The 20,638-nt window shown below is 64.6% G+C and carries 19 protein-coding genes; 14 read left to right on the top strand and 5 right to left on the bottom strand.

The annotated features are described in order from the left end of the window. Positions 1-104 precede the first annotated feature (104 nt). From EAE28_RS01375 to EAE28_RS01365, 3 genes are read left to right on the top strand one after another with little or no spacing between them, the layout of a single operon-like run. Positions 105-479: an NADH:ubiquinone oxidoreductase subunit NDUFA12 gene (locus EAE28_RS01375; RefSeq protein ID WP_127104028.1), complete on the top strand. Its 375-nt coding sequence runs from the start codon at positions 105-107 to the stop codon at positions 477-479. Then, on the top strand, positions 480-944 hold the full coding sequence (gene mlaD / locus EAE28_RS01370) for an outer membrane lipid asymmetry maintenance protein MlaD (protein ID WP_127104027.1): 465 nt from the start codon (positions 480-482) through the stop codon (positions 942-944). It begins immediately after the preceding gene. Then, positions 941-1,351 (top strand): DUF2155 domain-containing protein, encoded by a 411-nt coding sequence (locus EAE28_RS01365; protein ID WP_127104026.1) that lies wholly within the window; start codon positions 941-943, stop codon positions 1,349-1,351. The genes mlaD and EAE28_RS01365 overlap by 4 nt, the downstream gene beginning before the upstream one ends. On the opposite strand, the gene EAE28_RS01360 is transcribed toward EAE28_RS01365, so the two are convergent. Next, positions 1,338-3,128 (bottom strand): aminopeptidase P family protein, encoded by a 1,791-nt coding sequence (locus EAE28_RS01360; RefSeq protein WP_127104025.1) that lies wholly within the window; start codon positions 3,126-3,128, stop codon positions 1,338-1,340. The genes EAE28_RS01365 and EAE28_RS01360 overlap by 14 nt on opposite strands. Before the next feature lie 144 nt (positions 3,129-3,272). Here EAE28_RS01360 and arr point away from each other — a divergent pair, with 144 nt between their 5' ends. After that, a complete protein-coding gene (gene arr / locus EAE28_RS01355; protein ID WP_127104024.1) occupies positions 3,273-3,686 on the top strand; it encodes an NAD(+)--rifampin ADP-ribosyltransferase in 414 nt (137 codons plus the stop codon). Between the two features lie 24 nt (positions 3,687-3,710). On the opposite strand, the gene cobT is transcribed toward arr, so the two are convergent. Then, positions 3,711-5,585, bottom strand: a complete 1,875-nt coding sequence (gene cobT / locus EAE28_RS01350) for a cobaltochelatase subunit CobT (protein ID WP_127104023.1) — start codon at positions 5,583-5,585, stop codon at positions 3,711-3,713. 133 nt (positions 5,586-5,718) lie between these two features. Beyond that, the gene (locus EAE28_RS01345; protein WP_127104022.1) at positions 5,719-6,321 is read right to left on the bottom strand and encodes a hypothetical protein; all 603 of its coding nucleotides are present in this window, start codon (positions 6,319-6,321) and stop codon (positions 5,719-5,721) included. A 155-nt stretch (positions 6,322-6,476) separates the two neighbouring features. On the opposite strand from EAE28_RS01345, the gene EAE28_RS01340 reads away from it, so the two are divergent. Then, positions 6,477-7,061, top strand: a complete 585-nt coding sequence (locus EAE28_RS01340; RefSeq protein WP_127104021.1) for an NADPH-dependent FMN reductase — start codon at positions 6,477-6,479, stop codon at positions 7,059-7,061. A gap of 252 nt (positions 7,062-7,313) precedes the next feature. Here EAE28_RS01340 and cobS read toward each other — a convergent pair whose 3' ends face one another. Next, positions 7,314-8,288 (bottom strand): cobaltochelatase subunit CobS, encoded by a 975-nt coding sequence (cobS, locus tag EAE28_RS01335; protein ID WP_127104020.1) that lies wholly within the window; start codon positions 8,286-8,288, stop codon positions 7,314-7,316. 203 nt (positions 8,289-8,491) lie between these two features. Here cobS and EAE28_RS01330 point away from each other — a divergent pair, with 203 nt between their 5' ends. From EAE28_RS01330 to EAE28_RS01315, 4 genes are all read left to right on the top strand, one after another. Continuing rightward, entirely contained in the window at positions 8,492-9,412 is a 921-nt protein-coding gene (locus tag EAE28_RS01330; protein ID WP_127104019.1) for an AEC family transporter, read from the top strand. 55 nt (positions 9,413-9,467) lie between these two features. After that, positions 9,468-10,436 (top strand): DUF808 domain-containing protein, encoded by a 969-nt coding sequence (locus EAE28_RS01325; RefSeq protein WP_127104018.1) that lies wholly within the window; start codon positions 9,468-9,470, stop codon positions 10,434-10,436. A gap of 64 nt (positions 10,437-10,500) precedes the next feature. Then, positions 10,501-11,217 carry a DUF5765 domain-containing protein gene (locus EAE28_RS01320; RefSeq protein WP_127104017.1) on the top strand — a complete coding sequence of 239 codons (717 nt, stop codon included), beginning with the start codon at positions 10,501-10,503 and terminating at the stop codon, positions 11,215-11,217. Between the two features lie 200 nt (positions 11,218-11,417). Then, positions 11,418-12,500, top strand: a complete 1,083-nt coding sequence (locus EAE28_RS01315) for a zinc-binding dehydrogenase (RefSeq protein ID WP_127104016.1) — start codon at positions 11,418-11,420, stop codon at positions 12,498-12,500. A 2-nt stretch (positions 12,501-12,502) separates the two neighbouring features. On the opposite strand, the gene EAE28_RS01310 is transcribed toward EAE28_RS01315, so the two are convergent. Then, on the bottom strand, positions 12,503-12,937 hold the full coding sequence (locus EAE28_RS01310; RefSeq protein ID WP_164736513.1) for a GNAT family N-acetyltransferase: 435 nt from the start codon (positions 12,935-12,937) through the stop codon (positions 12,503-12,505). 31 nt (positions 12,938-12,968) lie between these two features. On the opposite strand from EAE28_RS01310, the gene EAE28_RS01305 reads away from it, so the two are divergent. The 5 genes from EAE28_RS01305 to EAE28_RS01285 all read left to right on the top strand — a co-directional run bounded on the left by EAE28_RS01305 (position 12,969) and on the right by EAE28_RS01285 (position 20,627). Next, complete coding sequence (locus EAE28_RS01305) at positions 12,969-14,201, top strand: mandelate racemase/muconate lactonizing enzyme family protein (protein ID WP_127104014.1); 1,233 nt, start codon at positions 12,969-12,971, stop codon at positions 14,199-14,201. A 214-nt stretch (positions 14,202-14,415) separates the two neighbouring features. Then, positions 14,416-16,059, top strand: a complete 1,644-nt coding sequence (locus tag EAE28_RS01300) for an ABC transporter substrate-binding protein (protein ID WP_246022199.1) — start codon at positions 14,416-14,418, stop codon at positions 16,057-16,059. A 130-nt stretch (positions 16,060-16,189) separates the two neighbouring features. Beyond that, complete coding sequence (locus tag EAE28_RS01295) at positions 16,190-17,275, top strand: ABC transporter permease (RefSeq protein WP_127104013.1); 1,086 nt, start codon at positions 16,190-16,192, stop codon at positions 17,273-17,275. A 12-nt stretch (positions 17,276-17,287) separates the two neighbouring features. Beyond that, complete coding sequence (locus EAE28_RS01290) at positions 17,288-18,448, top strand: ABC transporter permease (protein WP_127104012.1); 1,161 nt, start codon at positions 17,288-17,290, stop codon at positions 18,446-18,448. Positions 18,449-18,542: 94 nt separating this feature from the next. Further along, positions 18,543-20,627: a dipeptide ABC transporter ATP-binding protein gene (locus EAE28_RS01285; RefSeq protein ID WP_127104011.1), complete on the top strand. Its 2,085-nt coding sequence runs from the start codon at positions 18,543-18,545 to the stop codon at positions 20,625-20,627. Positions 20,628-20,638 lie beyond the last annotated feature (11 nt).

Genomic DNA, 20,638 nt, shown 5'->3' with positions numbered 1-20,638 from the left:
GGGGCAAATCCCGCCCGCCCCGTCCCGCCGCAGTGCAGCGGGGCTTTATTTCCCCGGCGAACTGCGTCATATGTCGGGGCAATCCAAGAACCGGGGACCTGCCCATGAATTTCCTGCTTCGCATCCTGACATGGTGGAACGGCCAGACCGTTGGCACCCAGCTTTTTACCTGGCGCAAAGGCGTCAAGGTCGGTGAGGACGCGCAGGGCAACCTGTTCTACAAGACCCGTGACGGCAAGCGCCGCTGGGTGATCTACAACGGAGAGATCGAGGCAAGCCGCATCGACCCCGAATGGCACGGCTGGCTGCACGGCACCTGGGACCAGACGCCCGCTGAGCGCCCGCTGGTTCACAAAACCTGGGAAAAACCGCACCACGCCAACTTTACCGGCACTGCGGCGGCCTATGCGCCTGCGGGCTCGCTGCGTCAGGCTGTCCCGGCTGACCGGCGTGATTACGAAGCCTGGCAGCCGGAATAAATGGCTTACCGCCTTTGGGAGATTGCGCTGGGTGCTGTCGTCATGGCCGCTGCCGTGGTGTTCGTCGTCTTCGCGCTGTCCGCCACGGGCACCCGCCTGTCCGAATCGCAGGGCTACGCGCTGACCGCGACTTTCCGCTCGGCTGAGGGGGTGCGTCCGGGAACGGATGTGCGTCTGGCCGGGGTCAAGATCGGCACCGTCTCGTCGCTGAGTTTGGACCCGCAGAGCTTTCGCGCGCAATTGTCGGTCACCATCAACAACGGCATCGACCTGCCGCGCGATTCGACGATCCAGATTGCGTCCGAGGGTATCCTTGGCGGCACCTTCGTCGAGATTCTGCCGGGCGGCGACATGGACAATCTTGCCGCCGGCGACCAGTTTCAGGACACGCAAAGCGCTGTCAGTCTGGTCACATTGTTGCTGCGCGCCTTCACCGGTTCCGATGCGTCGGCGGTTGCAGAATGATCCGCATCGCCGCCGCTCTTGCTCTGTCCCTTGCCGCATTGCCGGTCAGCGCGCAACAGGTCGACTGGCGCACGCTGGGCGAGGCACTGCACGACACCCGGCCGCAGGGCCCTGAGATGTCCTCGGGCACGCAGGCCGTGCTCAGGGCGCTGGACAAAGTGTCGGGCGATGTCGAGGATCTGCCGGTCGACGTGGGCGCGACCACCAGCTATGGCCGCCTGACCATCGCGCTGACCGCCTGCCGTTTTCCGACCGAAAACCCGGCCTCGGACGCCTTCGCGTTCCTGCAGATCACCGACAACATTGGCGCGGAATCGGTGTTTCGGGGCTGGATGATCGCCTCCAGCCCCGCGCTCAACGCGCTCGATCACCCGCGCTATGACGTCTGGGTGCTCAGCTGCTCGTAAACGGCGCGCAGGCTTTGGCCAGCCACGCCCTGGCGTTGTCACTGACCAGCGGGGCAATCTCGGCCAGGACACGCGCGTGATAGGCGTTGAGCCAGCTCACTTCGTCCTCTGACAGCGTGCCCGCAGCGATCAGCCGCGTGTCGATCGGGCAGAGCGTGATCGTCTCGAAATCGAGCATCCGGCGGTTGTCCCCCAGTGCCGGGGCCTCTTGCACCACCACCAGGTTTTCGATGCGGATACCCCAACCCCCGGCGCGGTAATAGCCCGGCTCGTTGGACAGGATCATCCCCGGCTCAAGCGGCAGCAGCGAGGTCCGCGACAGCCGCACCGGCCCCTCGTGCACACTCAGCGCCGCGCCGACGCCATGCCCGGTGCCGTGGTCGTAATCCAGCCCCGCCAGCCACAGCGGATAGCGGGCCAGCGCGTCCAGATGACCGCCCGCCACGCCGCGCGGAAAGCGCGCGCGGCTGACGGCGATCATGCCTTGCAAAACGCGGGTGTAGGCCTCTTTGCGGTCCTCGGCTACCGCCGGGCCTACGGGCAGGGTGCGGGTGATGTCGGTGGTACCGTCGGGATACTGGCCGCCCGAGTCGAGCAAGAACAGATCGCCGTTTTGCAGACGGCGGTTGGTGTCTTCGGTCACGCGGTAGTGGATGACGGCGGCGTTGGGGCCGGTGGATGAGATCGTATCAAAGCTCAGATCGCCCAATTCGCCCGTCGCGGCCCGAAAGCCCTCAAGTGCCTTCGCCATGTCGATTTCGGTCAGGGTTTCAAGGTCTTGCGAATCGTACCAGGCCAGAAACTCGACCATCGCCGCGCCGTCCCGGCGGTGGGCTGCGCGCATCCCGTCCAGCTCGGCGGCATTCTTGACCGCCTTGGCCATCAGGCACGGGTCTGCCCCAGCCACCCCATGCGCCAGCGCGCGCTGCACGGCCACGGGTGCTGTCGCAGCATCATAGCGGGTCGCGCCGTTCAGCGCCTTCAGGGCGGTTTCAAAGCTTTCAGGCGCGTGCCGGGTGACGCCCGCTTCTTCGGGGATATGCGAAACTTTGCCCGCCTCGACAAACAGATCCAGCCGCGCGTCATCATGCAGGATCGCGAAACCCTGCACGACGGGATTGCGGATGATGTCCGAGCCGCGCCAGTTCATCAGCCAGGCGATGGAATCGGCCAGCGTGATCACCGTTGCCCCCACGCCCGCGCGTTTGAGCTCCGCCGCCAGCGTCGCCCGCTTTTGCGCCGCCGTGACCCCGGCCAGCGCCAAGGGATGCTCGCGCACCGTCCCCGAAGTACCCGCAGGCCGATCCGACCAGACCGCATCCAGCGGGTTGTCGTCCGCCGCGCGCAGGGTGATGCCGGTGCCGCTCAGCCCGGCCTCGATCTTGGCGATCTCGTCGGGGGTGTGCAGCCACGGATCGAAGCCGATCACCGCCCCCTCGGCGGCATGCCCGCGCAGCCAGTCGGCGGCGCTGGTTTCGGGCCAGTCAACGGGGGTGAAATCGCTCAACGCCACCTGATCGCGCACCTGCAGCCGGTAGCGCCCGTCGATGAACACGCCCGCCACATCCGGCAGCACCACGCAAAACCCGGCCGAGCCGGTGAACCCGGTCAGCCATGCCAGCCGCTCGTCCTGCGCGCTGACGTACTCGCCCTGATGCGCATCCGAGCGCGGGACCAGAAACCCCGCCAACCCGCGCGCCGCCAGTTCGGCGCGCAACGCGGCCAGACGGGGCGGGCCGTCAGAGGGGCGGGTCGAGGCGGTGAAGGATTGGAACATGGGGCAACTCGCTGTCATTTGCGGCCACCATGGCATTGCCGCAAGGCACTGGCAACCAAAGCAGAACCGCCACAAAAGGGATCGCCTTATCGCATGCCGGTGTTACCTTGCCCACCTGACCTGTCGCCAGAAAGGGACACCAGCATGTCCGCAGCCGTCACCGTGTTCACGCGGCAGTATTTCCACGGCACGCGGGCCGATCTGGCCCCCGGTGATGTGATCAGCGTGGGCTACAGGTCGAATTTCACAACGGGCAGCGCGCTGTCCTGGGTCTATTGTACCGGGACGCTGGACGCGGCGATCTGGGCGGCGGAGCTGGCCACCGGCGAGGGGGCCGGGCGGATCTATGTCGTGGAACCCACCGGGCCGGTCGAGGATGATCCCAACGTCACCGACAAGAAATTCGCGGGCAATCCGACGCAATCCTACCGCTCGCGCGATCCGCTGCGGGTGGTGGCCGAGGTCGTGCGCTGGCAGGGGCACCCGCCCGAGCAGGTGCAGCAGATGAAAGACGGGTTGGCGCGCCTGCGTGCGCAGGGCGCCCAAATCATCGACTGACGCGCAGACTGACTCGGGCAGGCGTTACCGCCGCCCGACGTTCGCCATGCCCATCACCCGGGCCCGCGCGCGCGGGTCGCTGTCGAACAGCGCCGCCAGTTGCTCGGTCATCGCGCCCGCCAGTTGCTCGACATCGGTGATCGTCACCGCGCGTTCGTAGTAGCGGGTCACGTCATGGCCGATGCCGATGGCCAGCAGCTCGACGGCCTTGCGCTTTTCGATCATCTCGATCACGTCGCGCAGGTGTTTTTCCAGGAAATTGGCCGAGTTGACCGACAGGGTCGAATCGTCCACCGGCGCGCCGTCCGAGATCACCATCAGGATCTTGCGCTGCTCGCGCCGACCTGTCATCCGCCGGTGCGCCCATTCCAGCGCCTCGCCGTCGATGTTCTCTTTCAGCAAACCCTCTTTCATCATCAGGCCCAGATTGTCGCGCACCCGCCGCCACGGCGCATCGGCGCCCTTGTAGACGATGTGGCGCAGATCGTTCAGTCGACCGGGGCTTTGCTTGCGGCCTTCGGCGAGCCATTTCTCGCGGCTCTGGCCGCCCTTCCACGCGCGGGTGGTAAAGCCGAGGATCTCGACCTTGACCTGACAGCGCTCCAGCGTGCGGGCCAGAACATCGGCGCAGATGGCGGCGATCGAGATCGGACGACCCCGCATCGAGCCTGAGTTATCCAGAAGCAGCGTCACAACCGTGTCGCGGAAATCGGTGTCTTTTTCCCACTTGAAGCTGAGCGGCGTGGTCGGGTTGGCAACGACACGGGCCAGACGACCGGCATCGAGGATACCTTCCTCTTTGTCGAATTCCCATGAGCGGTTCTGCTGTGCCTGCAAGCGGCGTTGCAGCTTGTTGGCCAGACGGCTCACCGCGCCCTTGAGCGGCTCAAGCTGCTGGTCCAGATAGGCGCGCAGGCGCTCCAGCTCGGCGGGCTCGGCCAGTTCTTCGGCAAGAACCTCTTCGTCGAACTGCGAGGTGAAGACGGTGTAATTGGGATCGGCGTCCGAGTAGGGCGCGGGTGCCGGCGGCTCGGGCGGAGCCTCGGCCTGCGGCATCTCGGTTTCCTCGGACATTTCGTCCTCGGCCTGATCGTCCATCACCGTTTCGGTTTCGGCGGATTCCTCGCGCGGGCCTTCGTCCGATTGCTCGGTCTCGTCCTGCTGCTGGTCGTCGTCGCCCTGCGAATCCGGGTTTTCGGGGGCCTCTTCGGACTGATCCTCGGTGCCCTCTTCGTCATCGCCCATGTCGTCGGGATCGTCGCCCAGCTGATCGCCATAGCCCAGATCGCTGATCACCTGACGCGCCAGCTTGGCGAATTGCGACTGGTCGCGCAGCGCCTTGTCCAGACCTTCCAGCGTGCCGCTGGCCTGTTCTTCAAAGAACGGACGCCACATGTCGGCGACGGTGTTCGCGCCCTTGGGCAGCGGACGGCCCGAGGCCATCTCGCGGATCAGATACCCTGCCGCAACCGACAGCGGGGCCTCGGCCTGGCTGCGGATCTGTGAATAGCCTTTGCGATCCGCCTCATAGCCGATGCGCGCGTCGATGTTCGACGCGGTGCCGGGCATGTATTGCGCGCCGACGGCCTCGCAACGGGCGGTTTCCATCGCCTCATAGAGATCACGCGCCATCTGGCCTTGGGGCAGATAGCGGTTGTGCACGCCCTCATCGTGATAGCGCCGTTTCATGGCGAAACTGTCCGCCGTACCGCGCGCCAACAGGACCTCATCGCGGGTCATGCGACGGGTCACCTGCGGCAGGCGCATGGTCTCTTTGGTCATCCCCGGAGGATCAACCGTGAAGCTGACCGCAAGGTCGGCGTCATCGGCCAGAACGCGCGTCGCTTCGGTCAGCGCCTTCTTGAAGGGATCGGCGGGGTTATCTGAGGGTTTTTGCATGGGTCAGCGTCGGCCGTTCATTTGTCGTGAGGGGCGCACGCAAGCCTTGCTGGCCATCGCGCAGGTCTCTTTGCAACAGGTAAACCACCCTCGCCGGGTCGGGGCAAGGGGAACCACGGCCCGCAGCGTGGCGTCAGTCGAAAAGCCTGCTGCAGACGGGCGGCACGAAGTCTTCGGTCAGCGCACTCAGCGCGATCGCCCGGCTGCTGCTGGTCCCGGCTTCGATCACCTCGGCGCGGCCTTCGCCCGGGCCGTAAGTCAGCGTGTAGCGGCCGGTCAACAGGTTGACCGAGCAAGTGCCGTAGTGGTCGAGGTCAATCCGGTCGTGGAACGTGTAGTCATAGCCCGCGACCTTCCACATCCCGTCGCGCCAGGCCACGGTGATGTGCTGGTCCCACGGGGTTCGCCCGATGGCGGTCTGCGTGGAGCGGATCGCGAAGCTGGTGGCGCTGCGGGCCTCAAGCCGGGGCGTCTGCCCGGCCATGGGTCCGGCCCAGATCACCCCGTCGAGCCGCAACACCGGCTCGAGCCCGGTCATCTCGTTGCCCTCATAAAGCACCAGATCCGCCATTCCCTCATCGCGCAAGAACAGGATGGCCGCATCGGCGCTTTGATTGGCGTTCCAGTCGCCCGACAGCACCGAAACGATCCGCGATTCCGCCTGAGCAGGCAGGGCCGAGCCAAGGCAGATCAGGGCCGCAAACCCCTGCAGATACGGAGAAATTTCGTGTTTCATGAGGCTATTGTGCCACCGACGGCTGCGCCTTGGCAAGTCCTTGCCAAGCGTTTCACGCAGTTGCGCACACTGCATGTGCGGCATTGCGGGAATGACAAATGCTGCGTCATGCACATCTTAGGCACAGCAAACAACACAGTGCCAGGAGACTTCCAATGACCAGCAAACCCCGCATCGGCGTTATCATCAGCTCGACCCGCGACTCGCGCTTCGCCGACAAGCCCGCCCAGTGGATCCTTGAAAAAGCCAAGGCGAAAGACTGGGACGTCGAGCTGGTTGACATCAAGGATTTCGATCTGCCGTTCTTCAACGAGCCTGCCTCGAACGCCTGGATGCCCTCGTCGGATCCGGCGGCGATCAAATGGCAGGAAAAGATCGCCACGTTTGACGGCTTCATCTTTGTGCTGGCCGAATACAACCACTCGATCACCGGCGCTCTGAAGAACGCGCTGGATCAGGCTTACGTCGAATGGAACCGCAAAGCCTTTGGTGTTGTCGGTTACGGTGGCGTTGGTGCCGCCCGTGCCGCCGAACACCTGCGCACCATCGGTGTCGAGCTGCAAATGGCGTCGACGCGGTCGGGCGTGTACATCGGCGGTGGCGACTTCATCGCGATCCACCCGCTGGGTCAGCAAAACAAGCCGATGTCGGAGATCGAAGGTTCGATCGGCCCGTCGGCTGGTGCGATGCTGGACGAGCTGGACTGGTGGACCCGCGCCACGATGGCTGCCCGGGGCTGAGGCCTTGTTGGTGGGGTGAAACCCCACCCTACCAGAGCGCCTGCGTAGGGTGGGGTTCAACCCCACCTGTACAAAGACGGCTGTCGGCGCGGCCTGAGCGACGACCCTTCACGCTACCTCGTGAAGAACGGCGGTCCCTTCGGGGGCCGCCCTTTTTGTGTCGGGTCCCGTCAAGCGTCTGAAACCAACACTGCGGACACGAAAAAACGCCCCGCAGGGCGTTTTTCCAATCTCGGGGCAGGCGCCGGGGTCTTAGCCCAGGGCGATGCTCGCCGCGCTCTCGGGCAGTTCTTCGCCAAAGCACCGCTGATAGAACTCGGCGACCGTCTGGCGCTCAAGCTCGTCGCATTTGTTCAGGAAGGTCAGGCGGAATGCATAGCCGGTGTTGCGGAAGATCCGGGCGTTTTCTGCCCAGTTGATCACAGTACGCGGCGACATCACGGTCGACAGCTGGCCTTTCATGAACGCCGTGCGCGTCAGATCCGCAACGGTCACCATCTGGCTGATTTCCTGACGGCCCTTGGCGGTGTTGTAATGCGGGTTCTTGGCCAGCACGATGTTGGTCTCGGCATCATGCGACAGATAGTTCAGCGTCGCGACCAGCGACCAGCGGTCCATCTGGGCCTGGTTGATCTGCTGGGTGCCGTGATACAGGCCGGTCGTATCGCCCAGACCGACGGTGTTGGCCGTGGCGAACAGGCGGAAGGACGGGTGCGGGGTGATGATCTCGTTCTGATCGAGCAGCGTCAGCTTGCCGTCATGCTCCAGAACCCGCTGGATCACGAACATCACGTCCGCGCGGCCCGCGTCGTATTCGTCGAACACGATGGCGCAGGGGTTGCGCAGCGCCCAGGGCAGGATGCCCTCGTGGAATTCGGTGACCTGCTTGCCGTCGCGCAGCTTGATCGCATCCTTGCCGATCAGGTCGATCCGGCTGATGTGGCTGTCGAGGTTGACGCGCACCGTCGGCCAGTTCAGGCGGGCGGCGACCTGTTCGATATGGGTCGATTTGCCCGTGCCGTGATAGCCTTGGATCATCACGCGGCGGTTATAGGCAAAACCGGCCAGAATCGCCATCGTGGTGTCGGGGTCGAATTTATAGGTCGGGTCAAAGTCGGGCACGCGGTCGGTGGCCTCGGCAAAACCCTTGACCTTCATCTCGGTGTCGATCCCGAAGACCTCGCTGACAGAGATTTCCTCGGTGGGTTTCGCAATGGTATCGAGCATGGGGCCGCCTTTTATCCGTATCGCAGCCCGCACGCGCGCGCCGTTCGGGGTTTTGTGGAGCATTCCGCCAGCCTGCGCAAGGGGGCGCTGGGTCACGCAACGGCACGTCAGTCGTGCGGTGCAGCAAAGAATGCCGCCGTACCCTTGTCCCCGGCGGCACGCGCCCCTAGCGTCGCGCCCGTCCGTCCCCCTGAGTCGCTGCCATGACCTATATCCTTGCGACCCTGCCGGTTTTGGCGCTGATTCTGGCGGGCTATTTGCTGGTTCGGCTTGACGTGATCCCGCGCGCGCAGTGGCAGGGCATCGATACGCTGGCCTTCCGGCTGCTGATCCCGGCAATGCTGATCCGCGCGATTGCCCTGTCGGATCTGTCGCGCGTCACCCATGGTCCCTTTGTGCCCGCGCTTCTGATCACGCTGGCCTTGCTGGCCGCGCTGGTGCTGGCGCTCAAGGCCCTGTCACCGGGGATGAGCGCGCCGGTTTTCACCACGCTTTTTCAGGCCGCGACGCGCTGGAACGCCTTTATTGCCCTCACCGCCGCCGAACAGCTGGCCGGACCCGAAGGACAGCTGTGGCTCGCCGTGGCGATGGCGGTCACCGTCCCGGTTATCAACGTGGTCAATATCGGTGTGCTCAGCCTGTGGGGGACCGGCAGCTCTGGTCCCGTCGCGGTTTTGTCGATGATCGTCAGAAACCCGCTGATGCAGGCATGTCTGATCGGACTGGCGCTGAATCTCTCGGGCCTGCCGATGCCTGAGGTTCTGATGACAACCCTGGACCTAGTCGGGCGCGCGGCGCTGGCCGTCGGGCTGCTGGCTGTCGGGGCAGGTCTGATGCCGGCGCGGCTGTTTCAGGCCTCGGCCCCGATGGTGACCGGCATCCTGCTGCGCCCGGTGGTGGCGCCGGCGCTTTTTGTCGGCGTGGCGCTGGTGCTGGGGCTTGAGCCATCGGCGGTGCTGGCGGGCGCACTGGTCTTTGTCGTTCCTGCCGCCTCGAACGGGTATATTCTGGCCCGCAAGATGGGCGGTGACGCCGAGCTTTATGCCGCGATCCTCACCTGGCAGACGCTACTGGGTGTGGCGCTGATCCCTGTGCTGGCGATCGTGGTGGGGGCCTTGGTCTGACGGGTTGCGGCGGCGCAGCACCGCCGCTACGCTTCCGCGCAAAACAGGAGCCAACATGAGCGGACTTCTCGCGCTTCTCGACGACGTGGCGGGTATTGCCAAAGTGGCGGCAGCCCAGATCGACGACATCGCCGGAGCCGCCGCCAAGGCTGGCGCCAAGGCCGCCGGTGCGGTGATCGACGATGCCGCGGTCACGCCGAACTACGTGCAGGGATTCGCCCCCGCCCGCGAATTGCCCATCGTCGGCAAGATCGCTCTGGGCTCGATCCGCAACAAGCTGTTGATCCTGTTGCCCGCCGCCATGCTGATGTCGGCCTTTGCACCGTGGCTGATCACGCCACTCCTGATGCTGGGGGGCTCGTATCTGTGCTTTGAGGGGGCAGAGAAAATCTGGCACCTGTTCCGGCCCCACACCCCGCACGCCGATGGCAAGGTGCTCAACGGCGATGCCCAACATCTTGAAAGCGAGAAAGTCGCCGGGGCAATCAAGACCGACTTTATCCTCTCGGCCGAGATCATGACCATCATCCTTTCGGCCTTGCCACAGGATCAGGGCATCTGGGTGCAGGGCGCGGCGCTGGGACTGGCGGCGGTGGGGATCACGGTCGTGGTTTATGGTGGTGTTGCACTGATCGTTAAGGCCGATGACGTCGGTCTGTGGCTGGCGCGCGAGGGGCATTTTTCGCTGACCCGTGGGCTGGGCCGTGGCGTCGTGCGGGTGATGCCGGGGTTCATGAAAACGCTGACCATTGTCGGCACGGCGGCAATGATCTGGGTCGGCGGCTCGATTGTCGTTCATGGGCTGTACGAACTGGTCTGGCCGCTGCCCTATGAATGGATCCACCATCAGGCCGTGGCGGCTGCGGCGCTGGTCGGCAGTGTGTCCGGTTTCGTCGAATGGGCGGTGACCGCGTTCTTCGATGGTATCGTGGGACTGGGCTACGGGCTCTTGCTGATCCCCGTGGCGACATGGGTGATCAATCCGGTGCTGAACGCGTTCAGCCGGGACAAACCCGCGCATTGAACGTTTGCCTTGGCCCCCGCGCGTATGCTTGAGTGCGCGCACCTTTGGGGGAAGGACAACGCCGATGTGCTGGACGATGGGTGTCTCCGCGGCCATGGTCGCGCTTGGCGGAACCGCCACGGTGGTCTCGGCCCGGCGCAAGGATCCTCTCGCGATCCCGGTGACGCTTGGGTACTTCACGCTGATGGAAGCGCTACAGGTCGCGGGCTATGCAGTGATCGACCAATGTTCGTCGCCGGTGAACCAGACGGTGACTTTGCTGTCCGTGCTTCACATCGTCTTCCAGCCCTTGTTCATCAACGCCTTTGCCATGACGCTGGTGTCCAAACCCGTCGGGCGCGGCATGCGCTCGCTGGTGTTTTCGCTTTGCGCGGCGTCGTCGGTGCTGATGATCCTGCAACTCTACCCGTTCGACTGGGCGGGCAGCTGCGCGCCCGGCTCCAATCTGTGCGCGGCGCAGCTGTGCACGGTGAGCGGCGACTGGCATCAGGCGTGGGACGTACCGTTCAACGGGCTGATGGTGCCACTTGAGCAATCGTTGGGCCTGAAATGGGGCTTTCCAAGCTATATTGTCGTCACCTTTGCGCTTCCGCTGCTCTATGGCGCGTGGCGGCTGGTGCTATTTCACGCGCTGGCCGGGCCGATCGCGGCCGGGTTGCTCACCACCAATCCCAATGAGATCCCGGCCATCTGGTGCCTGTTCTCGATCGCCATCGTGCTGATTGGCCTCAGCCCCTTTATCCGCCGCCAGTTCACCGCGCCGCCGCCGTCGCCTGCGTGAGACGGGGCAGGGGGGCCGTCTGCCCCCCTCGGCCCGTGCCGGGCCTCACCCCCCGAGGATATTTGCCGACAGAAAATGCGCGGTTAACGAAGGCTTAACCGCGCCTCTTTGCGCCTTTGCCACGCGTCCTGACGCTTCACAGGGGTTGCCCACCGCTGCTGTGCGGTGTTCTGTGGCACCAATCTGGGAGAGGAGCCTGTATGAAAGCCGCTGTTTGCCGAGCCTTTGGCGAAAAACTGACCATCGAAGAGGTCGCGCTGCGTGCCCCCGGGCCGGGCGAGGTGCAGGTCACCGTCGAGGCCGTCGCCATCTGTCATTCCGACATCGGCTTTCTGGACGGGCTCTGGGCCAGCCAGTTGCCCGCGGTTTACGGCCACGAGGCGGCAGGGCGCATTGCCGCGCTGGGGGACGGGGTGCAGGGCCTTGCGGTGGGCGATGCTGTCGTTGTGTCGATGATCCGCGCCTGCGGTCAGTGCCGCGCCTGCCGGACCGGCAAGCCGTTCCTGTGTGCCACGGGCTATAACCGGGGCAACGGTGTGCTGAGCCTGCCCGATGGCACCGTGGTCGAGCAGGGCCTGTCCACCGCCGGTTTTGCCGAAGCCTGTGTCGTGCACGCCAGTCAGGTCGCCAAAGTGCCCGACGATCTGCCGATGCAGCTGGGCGCTCTGCTGGCCTGCGGGGTGATCACCGGCACCGGGGCGGTGATCAACACCGCGCAGGTCGCGCCCGGCGACAATGTCGTGGTGATCGGCGCGGGCGGTGTGGGGCTCAACGCGCTGCAGGGCGCGAAGCTGGCGGGTGCCAACAAGATCATCGCCATCGATCTGGCCGAGGAAAAGCTTGCCGCAGCCCTGGAGTTCGGGGCCACCGACACGCTGCGCGCTGATATGAAAGGCCTGCGCCGGGCGGTCATGGGCCTGACGGACGGCTATGGTGCGGATCACGTTTTTGTCGCCGTGGGCGCGATTGCCGCCTATGCGCAAGCGCCCTCGCTGGCGTGCAAGGGCGGGCAGGTGGTAATGGTCGGCATGCCGCCGTCGGGCGCGAAGATGGAGGTCGAGCCGGTCATCGTTGCCGCCACTGCGCAGACTCTGAAAGGCAGTTTCATGGGGGCGACCGTCGTGCAGCGCGACATTCCCTATCTGGTCGAGATGTGGCGGCAGGGCCGGTTGAAACTGGAAGAGCTGGTGACGCAGACCTATGCCTTCGATCAGATCAACGAGGCCATTGCGGACGCCCGCCAAGGCCATGTCCGGCGCAATGTGATCCTTATGGACCGTTGATGTCAGTCGTCCAGCGCGCCGTCCCAGCCATAGCCGACGAAGGGCACTTCGTCGGCGCCCAGCCGCCGGTACAGCGCGCGGGCGGCGGTGTTGTCTGGCTCGGTGCCCAGCCAGATCCCCTTGCAGCCAAGGCGGCGGGCATGGTCGATCAGTGCCTGCGTCACCGCCGTCGCATAGCCGCGGCGCAACACAGCGTCGCGGGTGCCGACCTCGTTGATGAACAACGATGGTGCCTTGTCAGGGTGCAGCAGGACTGTGCCCGACGCAAAGCTGACGATCTCCCCGTCGAGCAGGCCGACAACGATGTGGTGCAGCGGATCGCCGAGGAACGCTGCACTTTGCTTGGGGTCAACGGCATTGTCGAACAGCCCCGGCGGCGTTGCCAGAAGCAGGGGCAGGTCGGCAGGCTCCAGACGTTTCACGAAAAGTTCCGTCACGGCATTTCCCCGATTGCGCAGAGGTGAGGGCATGAAGCTAACAGACCTTGAGACCTTCGTCATTGGCACCCCGCCCCCCGGCTGGGGTGGGCGTTATTGGCTGATCGTCAAGCTGACCACCGACAACGGGATCACCGGCTATGGCGAGGTCTATGCCGCCTCGGTCGGTCCCAAGGCGATGGTGGCGGTGATCGAGGATGTCTTCGAGCGCCACATGCAGGGCGAAAACCCTGAGAGCATCGAGAAGATGTTCCGGCGCGCGTATTCCTCGGGCTTTACCCAGCGCCCGGATCTGACGGTGATGGGCGCGTTTTCGGGGTTGGAGATCGCCTGCTGGGATCTGATCGGCAAGGCACTGGACCGTCCGGTTCATGCGCTTCTGGGCGGGTTTCTGAACGAACGGCTGCGCGCCTATACCTATCTCTATCCGCTCGACGGGATGGATGCCGCCGCCTTCTGGTCCTCACCCGAGATGCAGGCGGAATCGGCGATTGCGGCCGTCAATCAGGGCTTTACAGCGATCAAATTCGACCCCGCCGGGCCGTACACCATCCATGGCGGCCACCAGCCGGCGCTCTATGACATCGATCTGAGCGTGCGGATGTGCGCCGCGATCCGCAAAGCGGTGGGCAACCGGGCGGATCTGCTGTTTGGTACGCACGGGCAATTCACCCCCGCAGGCGCGATCCGGCTGGGGCAGGCGCTGGAACCCTACAGCCCGCTCTGGTACGAAGAACCGATCCCGCCCGACAACCTGCTCGATTTTGCGCAGGTGGCGCAGGCGGTGCGCATCCCGCTGGCCACGGGCGAGCGGCTGACGACCAAGGCCGAGTTCGGCACGCTTTTGCGCAGTGGCGGGGCGTCGATCCTGCAACCGGCGCTGGGCCGGTCGGGGGGCATTCTTGAGACAAAGAAGATCGCCGCCATGGCCGAGGCCTTTGGCGCGCAGGTCGCACCGCATCTCTATGCCGGGCCGGTCGAATGGGCGGCGAATGTGCAACTGGGCGCGACGCTGCCCAACCTCCTGCTGGTCGAGACGATCCAGACCGGCGGTACCTTCCATCTGCCGCTGATCTGCCACTCGCTGCGGGTCGAGGAGGGCTATATCCCGGTCCCGACCGCCCCCGGTCTGGGTATCGAGTTTGACGAAGATCTGGCCCGCGCGCACCCCTACACCGGCCGCGATCTGCACCTTCAGGTGCAGGAAGCACCGTGCAATTACGCGGCGGAAAACGCCTTCACGGGCGGTGCGCCGCGCGAGTAAAAAACAGGCCCCCCGGCAAAACCGGCCTGCGTGCAAGGGTGAAGTTTCCGCGATGGCACCGGAATTCGGGTTGAAAAACTGGACCCGTCGCGTTTGGATAAGGACGGGTCGCATTTGGAGCGGCGTGTGTCGCACTCCTGAGGCGCCATGACGGCAAGGATGGAGCAGGCACAGAACCGCCGCCCGCAAGATGATAACAAACAGGGAGACTGTTATGAATTTTTCCAAGGAAGCCGTTTCTGATCGTATCCATCCCGCCGCCAAGATGTACGCGCGCGAATGTCAGGACGGCAAACTGAGCCGTCGCGAGTTTCTGACGCGGACGACCGCGCTGGGTGTCGCCTCGGTCACCGCTTATGGCCTGCTGGGTCTGGCCGCGCCTGAGGCTGTCGCGCAAGAGACCCCCGTCATGGGCGGCACGCTGCGCATGCAGATGATCATCAAAGCACAGCGCGATCCGCGCACCTGGGACTGGTCCGAGCACGCCAACGCGGTCCGCGGCTGGCTGGAATACCTGGTCGAGTACCAGCGCGACGGCTCGCTCAAGCCCGTGCTGATGGAAAGCTGGGAAGCCTCGGACGACGCCACCACCTACACGCTGCACATCCGTCAGGGCGTCAAGTGGAACAACGGTGACGACTTCACCGCCGCCGACGTCGCCCACAACATCGCCGCCTGGTGCGACACCAGCGTTGAAGGCAACTCGATGGCCACCCGTATGGGCGCGCTGGTCGAGGATGGTCAGCTGCGCGAAGGCGGGGTCGAGGTCGTCGACGATTACACGCTGCGCCTGAACCTCGCGACCGCCGACATCGCGCTGATCGTGTCGATGGCAGACTACCCGGCCGTGATGATGCACCCCTCGTTCGAGGGTGACGATGTTGTCGCCAACCCGATCGGCACCGGGCCCTATCTGCCGGTCAGCTATGAGCCGGGCATCGGCTGCGTTGTCGAGCGCAACACCGATCACACGTGGTGGAATGAGGGCAATGGCGCCTATCTGGACCGTATCGAGTTCGTCGATCTGGGCACCGACCCGGCGGCTTGGGTTGCGGCAGCAGAAGCGGGCGAGATCGACCTGAACTATCAGGCGCAGGGCGACATCATCGATATCTTCGATGCCATCGGCTACCCGCGCTCGGAAGCAGTCACCGCCTCCACCATCACCGTGCGCTTCAACCAGGACAGCGAGCCGTACGACAACCTCGCCGTACGTCGCGCGCTGCAAAAGGCCGTCAACAACGCCGTGGTGCTTGAGCTGGGCTACAGCGATCTGGGCACCGTGGCTGAAAACCACCATGTCTGCCCGATCCACCCCGAATATGCCGAACTGCCGCCGCTGGTTGTCGATCCGGCTGCCGCTGCTGCCGAAATCGCCGAAGCGGGCTTTGCCGATTACGAGTTCGAGCTGATCTCGGTGGATGAACCGTGGCAGGCCGAAACCTGCGATGCCGTCGCCGCTCAGATCCGCGACGCGGGCATCAACATCAAGCGGACCATCCTGCCGGGTGCGACTTTCTGGAACGACTGGACCAAGTATCCGTTCTCGGCGACCGAGTGGAACATGCGTCCGCTGGGTGTGCAGATCCTCAACCTGGCCTACAAGACCGGCGTTCCGTGGAACGAGGCTGCCTTCTCGAACGAAGAGTTCGACACGCTGCTCGATCAGGCCAACGGCATTGCCGACGCCGATGCGCGCCGCGAGGTCATGCACCGTCTGGAAGAGATCATGCAGGAAGAAGGCGTGCTCATTCAGCCCTACTGGCGCTCGATCTTCCGCAACGTGGCCGAGAACGTCCACGGGGCAGAAATGCACCCGACCTTCGTTGTGGACTATGTCCACTACTGGAAGTCGTAAGACACCGGGGCAGGGCGCGTTCATCACGCGCCCTGCGTCTTTCTAAGCCCGTCCCCTCCCGGAATCCTTCGCCGCAGCGGCGCAAGGGGCTGCATTTCGCACCCTGACGCTGCCCGCCACAGGAGTCGCCATGCTGCTGTTTCTTACCCGGCGTATCGGCCTGATGTTGATCACGGCGTTGTGCCTGACCTTCATCGTCTTCGCGCTCACCAACATGCCCGCCAAGCTGAAAACGCTGGCCAAGACGCAGGCGGGCGGTCGCCTGACCGACGCCGAGGTCGTCAGCTGGATCAACGAGAATGGCTACGGCACGCCGATGCTGACGCGCTACGGCGAATGGTTGGGCGTGGTGCCGGGCTGGGTGCGCGAGGAAGACGGCGTTGTTGTCCGCGGGCGCTGCGTTGATCTGACCAACGATCCGGGCAGGGCCGGTGAACGCTGCGGGCTGCTGCAAGGCGACTGGGGCTATTCCACCCGCTTTCAGGACAATGTCGGCACCGTGCTGAGCGCAAGGCTTGGGGCAACCGGCCTGTTGATGATGTGGGTGCTCATCGTGATGGTGCCCATGGCGCTGATCACCGGCGTGCTGGCCGGCATGCGCGAGGGGTCGCGCACCGACCGGACGCTCTCGACCTTCGCCATCGCCTCAACCGCCACCCCCGAATATGTCTCCGGCGTGGTGTTCATCGCGCTGCTGGCCTCGTCCACCGTCGGCATCTCGCCGATCCTTGCCGAGTGGGGCTGGATCGACGGGCGCGTGCTGTTTCAGGGCAACGCCCGCTCGGCGATCGAGGGGATCACACTGTCGAACTTCACCCTGCCGGTGCTCACCGTCGCGCTTTACGGCATGGGTTACGTCGCCCGCATCACCCGTGCCTCGATGACCGAGGTGATGACCCAGCAATACATCCGCACCGCGCGCCTCAAGGGCGTGGGGTTTGCCAGCATCGTCATGCGCCACGCCCTGCGCAACGCGCTGATCGCGCCGTTTACCGTGATCATGCTGCAGATCCCGTGGCTGCTGAACGGGGTGGTGATCACCGAGGTGCTGTTCAGCTACCCCGGTTTTGGCTGGACCCTCTATGAAGCCGCCGTGAACAACGACATCGAACTGCTGCTGGCGTCTTCGGTCGTCGCCGTGGTGGTCGTGCTGGTGACGCAGCTGATCTCGGACATCGGCTATGTCTACCTCAATCCCCGCATCCGGATTTCGTAAGGAGCCATGTCGATGGACCCCCTAAGCTGGCTCCAGATCTTCGCCCGCCTCGCCCAGCAACTGCTGCCGGTGTGGATCGCCCTCGTTCTCACCTTCGGCTTGTCGATCCGCTACCGGCGGCGGCTGGGCCTCTATGGCAAGCTGTTTGACTCGACCGTCGGCATGATCGGCTTCGGCATCGTGCTGTTCTGGGTGTTCAGCGCGATCTTCGCCGACCTGATCATCACCCATGACGCGCTCAGCCAGGTCAGCCGTATGCGCAACGCGGTACCCGGCTCGCCGCTGCCCGATCCCGGCGATCTTTACCCCTACTACCTGCTCGGCGGCGACAGCCTCGCCCGCGACGTGTTCTCGCGGGTGATCATGGGCGCGCGTGAGGTGCTGCGCATCGCCCCCTTCGCCGCGATGATCTCGTTCATGATCGGCATCACGCTGGGCTTGCCTGCCGGGTATTTCGGCGGCAAGCTGGACACGGGGCTGACCTTTCTGGCCAACCTCGTGCTGGCCTTCCCGGTGATCTTGCTGTTCTTCCTGCTTGTCGCGCCCGAGATTCAGGAAACCATCATCCCGCTGATCATGGCCGGCGTGCTGTTTATTGCGCCGATCTTGTTCCTCACGGTGTTGCTGAACGCGCGTTTCTTCACCCAGCCGCAGAAGCGAAATCTCTATGTCGGCGGCGTGCTGCTGATTGGCGCCTGGGCCTATATCGGCCTTGTGTTCAACGCTGATCCGACCGGCATCTGGTCGATGTCGCCCAACCTCTTGAACGTCTTCGTCGCCGTGGTCTTCGTCAACGCGCCCACCGTGTTCCGTATCGTGCGCGGCATCACGCTGGACATCAAGACGCGCGACTACGTCGCCGCCGCCCAGACGCGGGGCGAGGGGCCGTGGTACATCATGTTGTGGGAGATCCTGCCCAACGCCCGCGGCCCGCTGATCGTCGATTTCTGCCTGCGCATCGGCTACACCACCATCCTTTTGGGCACGCTCGGTTTCTTCGGCCTCGGCGTAAGCCCCGAAAGCCCGGACTGGGGCTCGACCATCAACGCCGGTCGCCGCCTGCTGACCGTCTACCCGCACCCGGCACTGGTCCCGGCGCTGGCGCTGATGAGCCTCGTGCTGGGCCTCAACCTGCTCGCCGACGGGTTGCGCGAAGAAAGCCTGCGGGACTGATGCGCCGCGCTCGCTCCATCATCTGTCTGAAAATATCCCACGGGGGTCCGGGGGTGTGAAACCCCCGGTCCGTCAGTCGCCACAGGAGCCACCGATGACCAACTGGGACCCGTCGCAGCCGATCCTCGAGATCAAGAATCTCTCGATCTCGTTCTTCACCCGCTTGCGGGAAATTCCGGCGGTGATGGATTTCTCCTGCACCGTCATGCCCGGCGAGGCGATGGGCCTTGTCGGTGAATCCGGCTGCGGCAAATCCACCGTCGCGCTGGCGGTGATGCGCGATCTGGGCGTCAACGGGCGCATTGTTGGCGGCTCGATCACCTTTAAGGGCCGCGATCTGACCAAGATGAGTCAAAACGAGCTGCGCAAGCTGCGCGGCTCCGAGATCGCGATGATCTATCAGGAACCCATGGCCTCGCTGAACCCGGCGATGAAGATCGGCGCGCAGCTGGCCGAGGTGCCGATCATCCACCAGAACATGCCCAAGGCCGAGGCCTGGGCACTGGCGCGCAAGGTCGTCGCCGATGTGCGCCTGCCAGACCCTGACCGCATCCTGAACGCCTATCCGCACCAGCTCTCGGGCGGTCAGCAACAGCGCATCGTCATCGCCATGGCGCTGATGTCCAAGCCAGCGCTGCTGATTCTGGACGAGCCGACCACCGCGCTCGACGTGACGGTCGAGGCCGGGATCGTCGATCTGGTGAACGTGCTGGCCGAAGAATACGGCACCTCGATGCTGTTCATCTCGCATAACCTCGGGCTGGTGATGGAGGTTTGCGACCGCCTGACGGTGATGTATTCGGGCGAGGCGGTGGAAACCGGCGACATCAAGGATGTCTTCGACGTGATGCGCCACCCCTATACGCAGGCGCTGTTCCGCTCGATCCCGTTGCCAAGTGCCAACAAATCCGAACGCCCGCTGCGCGCCATTCCCGGCAATTTCCCGCTGCCGCACGAGCGCCCGCAGGGCTGCAACTTTGGCCCGCGCTGCGACTATTTCGAGGACGGGCGCTGCAACGCCACCGAGATCGCCATGATCCCCGTCGCAGGCGACAGCCGACACGCCAGCCGCTGCCTGAAGTTCGATGAAATCGACTGGGACGCAGCGCTGTCGGTCGGCAAGCAATACGCGCCGTCGCCGATCGGGGATGTGGTGCTGCGCATGGATGACGTGCGCAAATATTACGAGATCGCGGCCTCGTCGATGTTCTCCAGCGGCGACACCAAGGTGGTGAAGGCGAACGAGACACTCAGCTTCGACGCGCGCGAGGGCGAGACGCTGGCGATTGTGGGCGAATCCGGCTGCGGCAAGTCGACCTTTGCCAAGGTGCTCATGGGCTTGGAAACCGCGACCTCGGGCAACATCATGCTGTTCGATGAGAACGTGCAATCCACCCCGATCCAGTCGCGCAACACCGACACGGTGTCCTCGCTGCAAATGGTGTTCCAGAACCCGTTCGACACGCTCAACCCCTCGATGACCGTGGGCCGCCAGATCGTGCGGGCGCTGGAAATCTTCGGCGTCGGCAAGACGGATGCCGAACGCCAGACCCGGATGCTGGAACTGCTCGATCTGGTCAAACTGCCGCGCGAATTTGCCACGCGCATGCCGCGCCAGCTGTCAGGCGGTCAGAAGCAACGCGTCGGCATCGCCCGCGCCTTCGCCGGCAATGCCAAGGTGGTCATCGCCGACGAGCCGGTCTCGGCGCTCGACGTCTCGGTACAGGCGGCGGTGACGCAACTGTTGATGGACATTCAGCGCGAGCATGGCACCACGCTGCTGTTCATCTCGCATGACCTCAGCATTGTGCGCTATCTCAGCGACCGGGTGCTGGTGATGTATCTGGGCCATGTGGTCGAACTGGGCACCACCGATCAGGTCTTTGCCCCGCCCTATCACCCCTATACCGAGGCGCTGCTCTCAGCGGTGCCCATCGCCGACACCAAGATCGTCAAGAAACGCATCGTGCTGGAAGGTGACATCCCCTCGGCCGTCAACCCGCCGCCGGGCTGCCCGTTCCAGACCCGTTGCCGCTGGAAATCTCAGGTGCCGGGCAACCTGTGCGACACCGAGATGCCACCGATGCGCGATCTGGGGGGCGGTCATCAGGTCAAATGCCACCTCAGCGCCCAGATCCTTGCGGATATGGAGCCCGTGTTCAAAGTGGCGGCTGAATAAGCCGGACCGCA

It is taken from the genome of Pararhodobacter zhoushanensis (assembly GCF_003990445.1).
Classification (GTDB): Bacteria; Pseudomonadota; Alphaproteobacteria; order Rhodobacterales; family Rhodobacteraceae; genus Pararhodobacter; species Pararhodobacter zhoushanensis.
The sequence above is the reverse complement of the archived record's forward strand: the minus strand, read 5'-3'. Positions and strand labels throughout refer to the sequence as shown.

Coding starts and splice junctions, on each gene's coding strand:
- EAE28_RS01305 (WP_127104014.1), top strand. CDS start 12,969: ATGAAGCTAACAGACCTTGAGACCTTCGTCATTGGCACCCCGCCCCCC.
- EAE28_RS01345 (WP_127104022.1), bottom strand. CDS start 6,321: ATGAAACACGAAATTTCTCCGTATCTGCAGGGGTTTGCGGCCCTGATC.
- EAE28_RS01295 (WP_127104013.1), top strand. CDS start 16,190: ATGCTGCTGTTTCTTACCCGGCGTATCGGCCTGATGTTGATCACGGCG.
- EAE28_RS01360 (WP_127104025.1), bottom strand. CDS start 3,128: ATGTTCCAATCCTTCACCGCCTCGACCCGCCCCTCTGACGGCCCGCCC.
- EAE28_RS01330 (WP_127104019.1), top strand. CDS start 8,492: ATGACCTATATCCTTGCGACCCTGCCGGTTTTGGCGCTGATTCTGGCG.
- EAE28_RS01320 (WP_127104017.1), top strand. CDS start 10,501: ATGTGCTGGACGATGGGTGTCTCCGCGGCCATGGTCGCGCTTGGCGGA.
- arr (WP_127104024.1), top strand. CDS start 3,273: ATGTCCGCAGCCGTCACCGTGTTCACGCGGCAGTATTTCCACGGCACG.
- EAE28_RS01290 (WP_127104012.1), top strand. CDS start 17,288: ATGGACCCCCTAAGCTGGCTCCAGATCTTCGCCCGCCTCGCCCAGCAA.
- EAE28_RS01375 (WP_127104028.1), top strand. CDS start 105: ATGAATTTCCTGCTTCGCATCCTGACATGGTGGAACGGCCAGACCGTT.
- EAE28_RS01300 (WP_246022199.1), top strand. CDS start 14,416: ATGAATTTTTCCAAGGAAGCCGTTTCTGATCGTATCCATCCCGCCGCC.
- cobT (WP_127104023.1), bottom strand. CDS start 5,585: ATGCAAAAACCCTCAGATAACCCCGCCGATCCCTTCAAGAAGGCGCTG.
- mlaD (WP_127104027.1), top strand. CDS start 480: ATGGCTTACCGCCTTTGGGAGATTGCGCTGGGTGCTGTCGTCATGGCC.
- cobS (WP_127104020.1), bottom strand. CDS start 8,288: ATGCTCGATACCATTGCGAAACCCACCGAGGAAATCTCTGTCAGCGAG.
- EAE28_RS01325 (WP_127104018.1), top strand. CDS start 9,468: ATGAGCGGACTTCTCGCGCTTCTCGACGACGTGGCGGGTATTGCCAAA.
- EAE28_RS01365 (WP_127104026.1), top strand. CDS start 941: ATGATCCGCATCGCCGCCGCTCTTGCTCTGTCCCTTGCCGCATTGCCG.
- EAE28_RS01315 (WP_127104016.1), top strand. CDS start 11,418: ATGAAAGCCGCTGTTTGCCGAGCCTTTGGCGAAAAACTGACCATCGAA.
- EAE28_RS01285 (WP_127104011.1), top strand. CDS start 18,543: ATGACCAACTGGGACCCGTCGCAGCCGATCCTCGAGATCAAGAATCTC.
- EAE28_RS01340 (WP_127104021.1), top strand. CDS start 6,477: ATGACCAGCAAACCCCGCATCGGCGTTATCATCAGCTCGACCCGCGAC.